The 11,941-nt window shown below is 72.1% G+C and carries 10 protein-coding genes and 1 pseudogene; 8 read left to right on the forward strand and 3 right to left on the reverse strand.

The window, feature by feature from the left end; all coding sequences use genetic code 11:
- Nucleotides 1-571 (reverse strand): annotated as a pseudogene (locus QNJ12_RS21665) (hypothetical protein); the annotation flags it as partial.
- Nucleotides 572-771: 200 nt separating this feature from the next.
- Here QNJ12_RS21665 and QNJ12_RS21670 point away from each other — a divergent pair.
- From QNJ12_RS21670 to QNJ12_RS21700, 7 genes are all read left to right on the forward strand, one after another.
- A complete protein-coding gene (locus QNJ12_RS21670) occupies nt 772-1,887 on the forward strand; it encodes an AAA family ATPase (RefSeq protein ID WP_300625886.1) in 1,116 nt (371 codons plus the stop codon).
- A 13-nt stretch (nt 1,888-1,900) separates the two neighbouring features.
- Nucleotides 1,901-4,111 carry a DUF5682 family protein gene (locus tag QNJ12_RS21675; RefSeq protein WP_300625888.1) on the forward strand — a complete coding sequence of 737 codons (2,211 nt, stop codon included), beginning with the start codon at nt 1,901-1,903 and terminating at the stop codon, nt 4,109-4,111.
- Nucleotides 4,108-5,328 carry a VWA domain-containing protein gene (locus QNJ12_RS21680; protein WP_300625889.1) on the forward strand — a complete coding sequence of 407 codons (1,221 nt, stop codon included), beginning with the start codon at nt 4,108-4,110 and terminating at the stop codon, nt 5,326-5,328. The genes QNJ12_RS21675 and QNJ12_RS21680 overlap by 4 nt, the downstream gene beginning before the upstream one ends.
- A 23-nt stretch (nt 5,329-5,351) precedes the next feature.
- Nucleotides 5,352-5,810 (forward strand): hypothetical protein, encoded by a 459-nt coding sequence (locus tag QNJ12_RS21685; protein ID WP_300625890.1) that lies wholly within the window; start codon nt 5,352-5,354, stop codon nt 5,808-5,810.
- A 108-nt stretch (nt 5,811-5,918) separates the two neighbouring features.
- Nucleotides 5,919-6,752 (forward strand): cobalamin-dependent protein, encoded by an 834-nt coding sequence (locus tag QNJ12_RS21690; RefSeq protein WP_300625892.1) that lies wholly within the window; start codon nt 5,919-5,921, stop codon nt 6,750-6,752.
- Nucleotides 6,753-6,805: 53 nt separating this feature from the next.
- Nucleotides 6,806-7,462 (forward strand): hypothetical protein, encoded by a 657-nt coding sequence (locus tag QNJ12_RS21695; protein WP_300625893.1) that lies wholly within the window; start codon nt 6,806-6,808, stop codon nt 7,460-7,462.
- Complete coding sequence (locus tag QNJ12_RS21700; RefSeq protein WP_300625895.1) at nt 7,462-9,039, forward strand: DNA polymerase Y family protein; 1,578 nt, start codon at nt 7,462-7,464, stop codon at nt 9,037-9,039. The genes QNJ12_RS21695 and QNJ12_RS21700 overlap by 1 nt, the downstream gene beginning before the upstream one ends.
- Before the next feature lie 44 nt (nt 9,040-9,083).
- On the opposite strand, the gene QNJ12_RS21705 is transcribed toward QNJ12_RS21700, so the two are convergent.
- The gene (locus tag QNJ12_RS21705; protein WP_300625897.1) at nt 9,084-9,896 is read right to left on the reverse strand and encodes a response regulator transcription factor; all 813 of its coding nucleotides are present in this window, start codon (nt 9,894-9,896) and stop codon (nt 9,084-9,086) included.
- A gap of 136 nt (nt 9,897-10,032) precedes the next feature.
- Between QNJ12_RS21705 and QNJ12_RS21710 the strand changes: the two genes are divergently transcribed.
- A complete protein-coding gene (locus QNJ12_RS21710; protein WP_300625898.1) occupies nt 10,033-10,569 on the forward strand; it encodes an NUDIX domain-containing protein in 537 nt (178 codons plus the stop codon).
- On the opposite strand, the gene QNJ12_RS21715 is transcribed toward QNJ12_RS21710, so the two are convergent.
- Nucleotides 10,549-11,574, reverse strand: coding sequence for a LacI family DNA-binding transcriptional regulator (locus QNJ12_RS21715; protein WP_367281837.1), 1,026 nt, complete (start codon nt 11,572-11,574; stop codon nt 10,549-10,551). The two genes, QNJ12_RS21710 and QNJ12_RS21715, sit on opposite strands and share 21 nt — an antisense overlap.
- Between the last annotated feature and the right edge of the window lie 367 nt (nt 11,575-11,941).

Here is an 11,941-nt window from a genome sequence, read left to right on the forward strand (position 1 = left end):
CCACATCGGTCAGATCGAGGCTGCCGAAGTCGACCGGTTCCCACGTGCCGTCGGTCCCGGCGTGCCAGAGCATCGGCTGTCGATCGTCGATGCGGTCGCCGATCGCGCCGATCCCGTCGTCCCAGGAGAACATCGTGTGCAACCAGAGGCCCGCCGGCAACGCAGCCTCGGAACGCGTCCACGTCTCACCGTCGGTGGAGCGCCACGTGTAGATCTGCTGCCGTGCCGGTGGCGCCGACGCCACGCCGACCACCACGTACTCGCCACCGGCGAGGCGGGTGTAGACGAGCGAGACCGGGTTGCCGTCCGGCTGCTCGAGCCACGTCGTGGTCCACTCGACGTCGAGGCGCGGCACCCGGGTGAGCATCGAGACCTCGATGTCGCCGAGCGCCTCGCTCGGCAGCGGCGGCGCGGATGCGACGATGACGGTCGTCGTCGGCGCGATGGTGGTCGGCGCCGGTGCCCGACTCGTCGTCGGCGAGGGCTCGATCGTCGCTACCGTCGTCGGTGTGTCGAGCGTCGCCGAGTCGTCGCTCGACGAGCACGCTCCGCAGGCCAGGACCAACACCACCGCCGCACCGCAACGACGCGCAGACCGACGTCGATCGACCTTCATGGGAACCTCCCTTCAGCGCGGGGGAACCTCCCTCTGCTTCCAGTGTCGGCACCGTCGCGCCGCATCGCCAGAGCCCTCGGTCACATCGGGCGGTGCTTGCCGGCGACGACGATCCCAGGGGCGACCGGCACACCCGGTGGGTAACGTCTGCGGCGATGGGGAGCGCTGACGACGACCGGCACGGCGACGGGTCGACCGACATCCTGCGGCCGCACGCCGAGGTGCAGTACGCCGCCGAGCTGGCTGCCCTCGACGCGTGCGACGACCGCGAGCGGCCTCCGAACTGGCGGTTGTCGCCGTGGGCGGTCGTCGCGTACCTGATGGGTGGCGAGCTCGCCGACGGCACCGTCGTGAGCCCGAAGTACGTCGGCAAGCGGCGGCTGATGGAGATCGCCGTGGCCACGCTCGCGACCGACCGGGCGCTCCTGCTGCTGGGCGTGCCGGGTACCGCGAAGACGTGGGTGAGCGAGCACCTCAGCGCCGCGATCAGCGGCAACTCGACACTGCTCGTGCAGGGCACCGCCGGCACCACCGAGGAGACGTTGCGCTACGGGTGGAACTACGCCCGGTTGCTCGCCGACGGGCCGAGCGAGGCCGCGCTCGTGCCGAGCCCGATCTACCGGGCCATGCAGACCGGTGCCATCGCGCGGGTCGAAGAGCTGACCCGGATGCCGTCCGACGTGCAGGATGCGCTGGTCACCGCCCTGTCCGAGAAGTCGATGCCGATCCCCGAGCTCGACTCGGAGGTGGCGGCGGCCCGGGGCTTCAACCTGATCGCCACCGCCAACGACCGTGATCGCGGCGTCAACGATCTGTCCTCGGCGCTCCGGCGGCGGTTCAACACCGTGGTCCTGCCGCTTCCCGAGTCGGCCGACGAGGAGATCGCCATCGTCGCCCAGCGCGTGAACGAGCTCGGCACGGCGCTGTCGCTGCCGGCGATCGCCCCCGCGGCCGACGAGATCCGCCGCATCGTCACCGTCTTCCGCGAGCTGCGCGAGGGGGTGACCGCCGACGGTGCCACCAGCCTCAAGGTGCCGTCGGGCACGCTGTCGACGGCCGAGGCGATCTCGGTCGTCACCAATGGGTTGTCGCTGGCCTCGCACTTCGGCACCGGGTCGCTGTCGGCCGACGACGTGGCGGCCGGGGTCGTCGGGGCCGTGGTCCGCGATCCGGTGCACGACGGCGTGGCCTGGCGCGAGTACCTCGAAGGCGTCGTCGCAGAACGTGACGGCTGGGGCGACTTCTACGAGGCCTGCCGAGCGCTCGACTGAGGGGCGCCGTCGCATGTCGCTGCACCTGCTGGGCGTCCGGCACCACGGCCCCGGATCGGCGCGTTCGGTCGAGCGGGCGCTCGACGAGCTGCAGCCCTCGATCGTGCTGGTCGAGTCACCGGCCGAGACCACGTCCGCCTTCGCGTGGGTCGGTGACGAGGGTCTCCTGCCACCCGTGGCGCTGCTCGGCCATGTCGTCGACGAGCCGCACCGCGCCGTGTTCGCCCCGCTGGCGTCGTTCAGCCCCGAGTGGTGTGCGATCCGGTGGGCGAACCACCACGGCGTCGCCGTCGAGGCGATCGACCTCCCGCTCGCCACCACGCTGGCCGCCGGCCGCGACGACGATCAGATCATCCGGGGTGATGCCCCGGTCGACCCGCTCGGGGCACTCGCAGCCGCAGCAGGCGAGCCCGACGCCGAGCGCTGGTGGGACGACGTGATCGAGCATCGCGGCGACGGTGTGCCGGCGTTCGACGCCGTTGCCGAAGCGATGGCCGCCGTGCGGTCGGGCACGGTGCCGTCGGCCTCCGAAGCGCGGCGCGAGGCGCACATGCGCAAGCGGATCAGGGCGGCGCTGAAGGAGGGCCACGACGTCGTCGTGGTGGTGTGCGGTGCGTGGCACGTGCCCGCGCTCGACGTCACGGGCACCGCGGGCGCCCCGACCACCATGGCCGCTCCGACCGCCACGGCCGACGCAGCGACGCTGCGCGGGTTGCCGAAGGTGAAGGTGGCGGTGAGCTGGGTGCCGTGGACGCACGAGCGGCTGGCGAGCGCCACCGGCTACGGCGCGGGGGTTCGGTCCCCGGGCTGGTACGACCACGTGTTCCGGTATCCCGGCCCCGAGGGCGTCGCCCGCTTCTTCGTCGATGCCGCAACCGTGCTGCGCGCCGCCGACATGCCCGCCTCACCCGACCACCTGATCGCCGCCACCCGGCTCGCCGACACGCTGGCGACCATGCGCGGCCGGCCGCGCCCCGGCCTCGACGAGGTCCTCGACGCGGCCGACACCGTGATGGGTGGCCTGCCGCTGGTCCGCCGCCGGCTCGTCGTCGGCTCGTCGATCGGCACCGTGCCCGACGGTGCGCCACAGGTGCCGCTGGCCCGCGACCTGGCGCAGCGGCAGCGGTCCGTCAGGCTCAGACCCGACGCCGACGAGCGGGTCGTCGAGCTCGACCTGCGGACCCCGAACGGCTTGCGCCGCTCCCACCTCATCCACCAGCTGAACGCGATCGGCGTGCCGTGGGGAACGCTCGAGGCCGGCCGCGGATCGAGCGGCACGTTCCGCGAGACGTGGCGGCTGGTCTGGCGGCCCGAGTGGTCGATCCGGGTCATCGAGTTCGCCGGTCACGGCACCACCGTCGAGCAGGCGGCGGGCAACCGGTTGACCGATCGGGCGCGCGACGCCGACAGTCTGGTCGACATCGCCCGCGCGCTCGATCAGGCGCTGCTCGCCGCGCTGCCCGACGCCATCGACCCGATCGTGCACGTGCTGGCCACCAGGGCCGCGAACGACCCCGACATCGGCCAGCTGATGGCCGCGCTCGCTCCGCTGGCCGAGGCGCAGCGCTACGGCGACGTCCGCTCGACCGACGCGAGGGCGATCGAGTCGGTGTTCGACGGGCTCGTCGTGCGCGTGCTCGCCGGCCTCGCACCGGCGTGTGCATCGCTCGACGACGATGCGGCGGCCGTGATGGTCGAACGGATGAGCCGCATGCAGCATGCGCTGTCGTTGGTCGACCACCGGGCGCGCGAGCGCGCCTTTCCCGAGGTGCTGGCGCAGCTCGCCGACGCCAAGGGGCACGGCCGGGTGCAGGGCCGAGCGTCGCGGCTGCTGCACGACAGCGGCCACTGGGTGTCGCGCCGGGTCGAGCAACGGCTCGGCCGAGCGCTGTCGCCGGGCACGCCGCCGCCTGCGGGGGCCGCGTTCGTCGAGGGCTTCCTGGCGGGCAGCGGCACGGTGCTCGTGCACGACGCCGAGCTCCGCGCGGTGGTCGACCGGTGGCTGTCGTCGCTGACCGGCACCGCCTTCGACGAGACCGTGCCGCTGCTGCGGCGCACGTTCGGGTCGTTCGAAGCGGCCGAGCGCCGACAGCTCGGGCGGTTGATCGCCGGCGCGGAGCGTGAGCCGGCGGCGGGGTTCGGGCCCGACGTCGACGAGGCGCGGATGTGGCAGGCGCTCGTCACGGTGCGTCACATGCTCGGCCTGCCGGAGGCGAACCGGTGAGCGGCGACGACGTGTTCCTGCGCGTGTCCGAGGGCGAACGATTGCGGCGTTGGCGACTCGTGCTCGGGGGCGGGGACGCCGATGGCGTCGGCACCGATCTGGCGGGCGACGACGCTCGCATCGACGCCGCGCTGGCGGCGGTCTACGACACCGACGGCGACGATCGCCGATCGAGCGGACGCGGGTCGGGGCGCGGCGGTGGTCTCGGCCGGTCGGCGCCCCGTGTCGCCCGGTGGCTCGGCGACATCCGGACCTACTTCCCGAAGCCGATCGTGCAGGTCATGCAGCGCGACGCCATCGAACGCCTCGACCTCCGCCAGCTGCTGCTCGAGCCCGAGCTGCTCGAGACCATCGAACCCGACGTGCATCTCGTGACGCTCCTGGTCGAGCTCAACCACCTGCTGCCCGACGAGACCAGGGCGACGGCGCGGCAGGTCGTCGCAACGGTGCTGGCCGAGCTCGAAGAGCGACTCACCGACCGCACCCGGACGGCGGTCCACGGTGCGCTGGCCCGGGCCAACCGGTCGCGGCGCCCGCGTGCGGGCGACGTCGACTGGCTGCGCACGGTGCACGCCAACCTCCGGCACTACCAGCCGCAGTACGGCACGGTCGTCCCCGAGCGGTTGATCGGGTTCGGTCGCCGCCAGCGCAGCCTCGCCCGCGACGTCGTGATCGCCGTCGACCAGTCGGGCTCGATGGCCGACAGCGTCGTGTACGCATCGCTGTTCGGCGCCGTGCTCGCCCAGCTGCCGGCCCTGCGCACGCAGCTCGTCGCGTTCGACACGGCGGTCACCGATCTCACGCCGGTGCTGCACGACCCGGTCGACGTGTTGTTCGGCGTGCAGCTCGGCGGCGGGACCGACATCGCCCAGGCGCTGGGGTACTGCCGCCGGCTGATCACCCGCCCGACCGACACCGTCGTCGTCCTGATCAGCGACCTGTTCGAGGGCGGCAACCTCGATCTGCTGCGAGCCCGGGCGGCCGAGCTCGTGCGATCCGGCGTGACCGTGCTCTGCCTGTTGGCGCTGAGCGACGAGGGCGCCCCGGTGCACGACCAGGTGGTGGCAGCCGATCTCACTGCGCTCGGCGCCACGGTGATGGCCAGCACGCCCGACGAGTTCCCCGACGTGCTGGCGCGGGCGCTCGAGCGTTCGCTGCCGACATCCCCGTCATCCTCGTCGTCGTCGGCGTCGTCGTCGTTGCCGTCATCGGGGTGATGCCCACTAACGTGTCGCCCACTATGGGCCAGCTCGTCGGAGTCGTCGAAAAGCCGAGCAGCACCCCGGGCGTGGTGCGCTTCGAGCTCAATCGGTCGTTGTCCGGCATGGGTCACGAACGGTTCGCTTCGATGCTCGACGCCGACGGGGACACGCCGTCGGCGGCGCTGGCGCGGCAGCTGTTCGCATCGGGCCGGGTCGCTGCCGTGCACGTGTACGGCAACATCGTCACCGTCGACCTCGAGAAGGGCTACGACTCCGAGGGCCTCGCCGACATCGTCGTCGAGATGTACCGCTACTGGAAGCCCGGTGTCGAGCCGCCCTCCTTCGAGGATCTCCAGCCGGACGAACCGGCGGCCGAGCCCGCCGGCGACGGCGGGGGAGGCGCGGAGCTGTCCGAGGCCGCGAAGCGCGTCCCGCCGCATCTGCTCGAGCGCAGCCGCGCCGCCCGTGAGCGCTGGAAGGCGAAGCAGGGCGGCTGACGGCGCGGCCCGACCCGGCCGTCGGCGCCCTGACGCAGCATCGCCGACTGTCGAGCAGAGTCGGGCACGGTCACGCAGACGGCCGGTGCCGCCCGTACGTTGAGCCTCGTGTCCGAGGGGGTACTGACACTGCAGGAGGCGGCCGACGAGCTCGGCGTGCACTACATGACCGCCTACCGGTACGTCCGTCTCGGGCAACTCGAGGCGTACAAGGCCGGTGGGGGGTGGCGGGTGCCGGCCGAGGTGCTCGACGCCTTCCGGCGACACCGAGCCGAGCAACCCACCGGGGGGCACAAGACCGCACCCTGGAGCGAGCGCCTCGAGTCGCGGCTCGTCGCCGGTGATGCGGCCGGCGCATGGAGCGTGGTCGAGGCGGCGATGACGGCGGGCACGAGCGTCAGCGGCGTGTACCTCGAGATGCTCACCCCCGCGATGCGTTCGATCGGCTCCCGGTGGGAGTCCGGAGAGATCGACATCTCGATCGAGCATCGTGCCTCGGGGATCGCGACGCGCCTGATCGGCCGGCTCGGCTCGCGTTGCGTGCGCCGCGGCCGTTCCCGCGGCACGGTCGTCATGGGCGCGCCGGTCGGGGAACGGCACGGCATCGTCGTGGCCGTGCTGGCCGATCTGCTCCGGCTCGCCGGATGGGACGTGTCGGACCTGGGTGCCGACACCCCGAGCAGCTCCTTCGTGGCGGCGGCGACCACCACCGACGACCTGGTGGCGGTCGCGCTGTCGGTCACGCACCCCGAGCACCTCGAGGCCTGTGCCGAGGCGTGCGCAGCGCTCCGCGACGCCGGGCTGGGCGTGCCGGTCATCGTCGGCGGCCAGGCCATCCGAGACGAGCAGCACGCGCAGGAGCTGCATGCCGACACAGCGGCATGCGGGGTGTCCGAGATGATCTCGCTGCTCGACGGGTTGCGGGGCGGCGCCGAGCACTGACGTCGAGCCGATCACCACTGGCGTGATCGAACATTTGTTCGTAGAATGAGCTGGTGGTCACCACCCTCGCCGCTCTGGCGCCTCGCCGCGATCGATGCATCCCCGTCGTCGATGCACTGGCGCACGGCCTGCCCGACGGCGGCTTGCAGCGTGGGAGGGTGGTCGGGTGCGCCGGCCCGGCGGCGATGTCGCTCGGGTTGGCGCTGGCCGCCAAGCCGGTGATGGGGGGTGCGTGGCTCGCCGTCGTCGGTGTGCCGATGTTCGGCATCGAGGCGGCGGCCGAGCTCGGCGTCCCCCTCTCGCGGGTCGTGATCGTCGCTGCGGCCGGCGCAGCCGACTGGGCCGAGCGTGTCGCGGCGGCAGCCGACGGCTTCGACGTGGTGTTGACGTGTCCGCCTCCCGGCGCGGAACGTGTCGTCCGCAAGGTGCGCAACCGGCTCCAGGCCCGCGGTGTCGTGATGATCGCCGTCGGGTCGCGGTCGCCTGGTGTGTCCTGCGATCTCGAGCTCACCACCTCCGCGGTGTCGTGGGCCGGCATCGGGCGCGGGTGGGGTCATCTGACGGGCAGGCGGGCTCGGGTGAGCGTCGGTGGCCGGCGGGTGCCGCGCCCGGTCGAGCTCGACCTGTGGCTGCCCGGGCCCAACGGTCAGGTCGTGCTCGTCGACGAACGCGCCGTCGAGCACGACCTGCAGCTCAGCCGGGCGGGCTGATGACGCCGCGGCTCGCAACGGTGTGGTGCCCGAACTGGCCCACCGTCGCCGCGCGGCTCCCGGCCGACGAGCCAGCGGCTGTCTTCCGGGCCAACCGGGTCATCGCGAGGACGCCTGCAGCCGAGGCAGCCGGTGTCCTCGCCGGGCAGCGCCGCCGCGCCGCTCAGGGTGTCTGTCCCGAGCTCGGCATCATCGAACACGATCCCGACCGCGATGCACGCGAGTTCGAACCGCTCGTTCGGGCGGTCGCCGACATGGCGCCGCGGCTCGAGGTCGTCGAACCCGGCTGGCTGTCCCTCGCCTCCCGCGGCCCGTCACGCTACTTCGGTGGCGAGCGTCCCACCGCCGAGCGGTTGGCCGCACTGGTCATCGACACCACCGTCGCCAACCTGGGCGTCAGCGCACGTGTGGGTGTCGGTGTCGCCGACGGCCGCTCGGCGTCCGCCATCGCCGCTCGGCGGGCGGGCAGGTTGCGCGACCGGGTGGTCGTCGTGCCTCCCGGTGGGTCACCGGCCTTCGTCGACCAACTCTCGATCGGCTGGTTGCGCGAGCTCGGCGAGATCACCCCCGAGCTCGTCGACCTGTTCGCCCGGTTGGGTCTTCGCACGCTCGGCCAGCTGGCGGCACTCGATGTCGGTGATGTGCTCGGCCGCTTCGGTGTCGACGGTCTCCATGCGCACCGCCTCGCCAGTGGTGCCGATGCCCGGCCGTCGGCGGCGACCGACCCGCCGCCCGAATGGTCGGTCGAGCACCCGTTCGCCGAACCGGTCGAACAGCTCGACACCGTCGTGTTCGTCGCCAAGCGCCTGGCCGACCGGCTGACGGGCGAGCTCTCGGCGACCGGCCGGGTCTGTGTGCGGCTCGTGGTGCAGGTCGAGACCGATCACGGCGAGCGCTGCGAGCGAGCGTGGTACCGCAACCAGGGCCTCTCCTCGCCGGCGATGGTCGAGCGTGTCCGCTGGCAGCTCGAGGGGTGGGCGCGCCAGCCGGGTGGGCTGAGCGGCGGTGTCGCGCTCGTCAGGCTGGTGCCCGACGAGGTCCGCGGCGACGACGGTGTGCAGGCGGGGCTGTGGGGCGGCCGTTCCCAGGCCGACCACGACGCAGCGCGAGCGATCGGCCGCTTGAGCGGGCTGGCGGGCGAGCAGGCGGTCAACGTGCCGATGTGGCGCGGCGGCCGGTTGCCCGGCGAACGCTACGAGCTGGTGCCGGCCGCAGCGTCCGATCTCGAAGATGCTGACGACCGTCTCGATCGTGGCGATGGCCCATGGCCCGGGTCGTCGCACGGCCCCTCGCCGTCGGTGGTGTACGAGCAACCGGTCGAGGTCCTCGACGAACACGGCGAGTCGGTTCGGGTCGGTGGTCGCGGCGACGTCAGCGGTGCCCCCGTCACGCTGGTCGCCGGGTCACGGCGTCATCGGGTGGTCGCCTGGGCGGGGCCCTGGCCGGTCGAGCAGCGCTGGTGGGCCGGTGGGCGGGCTCGGCGACTCGCTCGTTTCCAGCTGGTCACCGACGAGGGGGTGGCGCACCTGGTCGGGGTCGAGCAGGGCCGGTGGTCGATCCTCGCCACGTACGCGTAGGCGCGAACCTGGCGGGCCGCTTGGCCGGTCGCCCGATCGTGACGTCAGGCGGAGACTTCGGCGGCCTCGTCGGCCGGCTCGATCTGCTCACGCATCGCCGCCGGCATACCGGTCACGGCTTGCTCCTCGGCGGCGTCGAGGATGTCGTTGCTGATGCGGAAGCCGACGCCGCGCACCGTGTGCACGACACGGAGGTTCGGTGCGGCCTTGTCGAGCTTGCGGCGCAGGTTGGAGAGGTGCACGTCGACGACATGCGTGTCGCCCACCCAGTTCGGACCCCAGACCGATTCGAGCAGCTCGGTGCGTGATGCGACCTCGGTGGGGCGTCGGCACAGGTGCTCGAGGAGCGAGAACTCGATGCGGGTCGCAGCGACTTCCGAGTCGCCGAGCCGGATCTCGTGCCGGCCCGTGTCGACGACCAGCGGGCCGAGGCTGATGACCGACTGCTGGACCGGATCCCAGTCGGTTCGCATCTCGCGCGGTCGGCGCATGAGGGCATGGCAGCGGGCGGCGATCTCGTCGGGGGTGACCGGTACCGAGACCGCGTCGTCGGCGCCCGAGCGGAGCAGCTCGACCCGGGCGCGGTCGCGGCCGGCCGGCTCGATGCAGATCATGTAGCCGTCGGTCTCGGTGCGCAGTTGCTGGTAGAGCGGGCGGTCGTCGACGCCGCTCATCTCGGTGTCGACCACGAGCACATCGGGGGAGAACGACTCGGCGAGCACGCTGACCGCTTCGGCATCACTCGGGGCGCTGACGGCGAAGCCGGCGGCTCGGAGGCCTGCCTCGTTGGTGCGCCGCAAGCGGAGGTCGTCGATCGCCAGCAACACTCGGGGGGAGAACTGTGTGTGTGGTTCCATGTGAGTCGTCCAGCCCCTCGGGATGCGGCTGTACTTCCCGTATCGGTCCGAAAGGTGCGGAACTCAAGCGGTTCGTCCACTTTTCTTCTCGATTCCGTCTGCTCGCTGGGTACGGTCGGTCGCCGTGGGTGGTGAGATGCGAGAGATCGTGCGACGCACGGTCGTCGAACGCGAGCCGATCGACGACGTCGAGCGCTCGAGCATCGAGCGGTTCCTCGTCGAGTACGACCGGCTGGCCGACCCGTTCGACGAGCACGCCGACCTAGTCCACGTGACCGGGTCGGCGATCGTCGTCGGCCCGCGGGGTGTGATCTTGCTCAAGCACCGCCGACTCGGCATGTGGTTGCAGCCGGGCGGCCACGTCGATCCGGGCGAGACCCCCTGGGACGGGGCCCGGCGCGAGGCCGAGGAGGAGACCGGGCTCGCCGTTGCGTTCGCCGACCTCGACCCGCAGGGTCTGCCACGTCTCGCCCACGTCGACGTCCACGCCGGCGGCCGGGGGCACACCCACCTCGATCTGCGCTACGTGGTCGACGGCGGTGCCGCCGACCCCATGCCGCCGCAGCACGAGAGCCAGGAGATCCGATGGTTCACCTGGGACGACGCGATCGATCGCGCCAGCGACGACCGACTCAGCGCTGCGTTGACCGCGCTACGACCTGGCGAGCACTGACGCCTGGGTTCGACCCGTCGACCCGCGAACGATCAGGTCGGGGCGCACCAGGAACTCCGACGTGGTCACCGGACCACCGCCGATCTGGGCGAGCAGGAGCTCGACCGCGTGATCGGTGATCGCGGCGACCGGCTGCCGGATCGTCGTGAGGGGTGGGTCGGTGAACGCCATCAGGTCGGTGTCGTCGTAGCCCACGACCGAGACGTCGCCGGGCACGTCCCTGCCGGTCTCACGGACCGCTCGGATGGCGCCGAGCGCCATGACGTCGCTGCCGGCCATGATCGCGGTGGCACCCGACGTGAGCAGGTGGTGGGCGCCGACCCGCCCGCCCTCGACGCTGAACAGCGACGATTCGATCAGGCTGTCGTCCACGTCGCCGTTCGTCGCGGACATCGCCGACCGGTAGCCCTCGAGCCGGCGCATCACGCCGCGGTGGTTGCGCGGTCCGGTCAGGAAGCCGATTCGCTCGTGGCCGAGATGGGCGAGGTGCGCCACGGCCATCCGGGCCGCCTCGGCCTCGTCGGTGGAGACGGACGGCACCGACAGACCGTTGACGCCGCCGCCGACGAACACCATCGGGATCCTTCGGTTGCCCACGGCGTGGTACATCCGATGGTCGGCGTCGTCGATGGCGTGCAGGCCCGAGACGACGATGATGCCGGCGACGTTCTGGTCGACGAGCGTGCTGAGGTAGTCGGCCTCGGCGGAGCCGTTGCGGCCTGCGCAGCACAGCACCGCCATGCATCCTGCGCTCGCCAGCTGGGCCTCGATCGCCTGGGAGAACGCCGGGAAGATCGGGTTGTCGAGCTCGGGGACGATGAGGCCGATCGTGCGCAGCCGATCGGTGCGGCGCAGTTCGGGCGGCTCGTAGCCGAGCTCGGCGAGCACGGCGAGCACCTCGGCTCGCTTGCGGTCGCTGACCCCCGGCTTGGCGTTGACGACCCTGCTCACGGTGGCCTCGCTCACGCCGGCTCGCTGAGCGACGTCGTGCAACTTGATCCGCAAGGTCGCTCCTCTCTGCCGGCTCGGTCGACGCCGCCCGGGCGCAGGCGTCGCGGTCGCAGCGTATGCAGATCCGCAAGCGGAACGCAAGCGTACGAAAATCGCGCAAGAATCTTGCACGCCTGCACGCGATGGCGTACTGTCGACGTTGGTTCACCGCTCGGTGAGCCGTTCGTTTACCCTCCAATCCGGAGCCATCAACAAGGGGAGAGACCTTCATGCGAGCACCACGCCGCTTGATTGCCGTCGTGGCCGGTCTGTCGCTCATCGCCGCCGCCTGCGGCGACGACGACGACGAGACGCCGGCCGCCGACGAGACCGAGACGACCGAGGCCGCCGAGACCGAGACGACCGAGACCGAGACGACCGA

The sequence above is a fragment of the Ilumatobacter sp. genome, assembly GCF_030065885.1.
Taxonomy (GTDB): domain Bacteria; phylum Actinomycetota; class Acidimicrobiia; order Acidimicrobiales; family Ilumatobacteraceae; genus Ilumatobacter.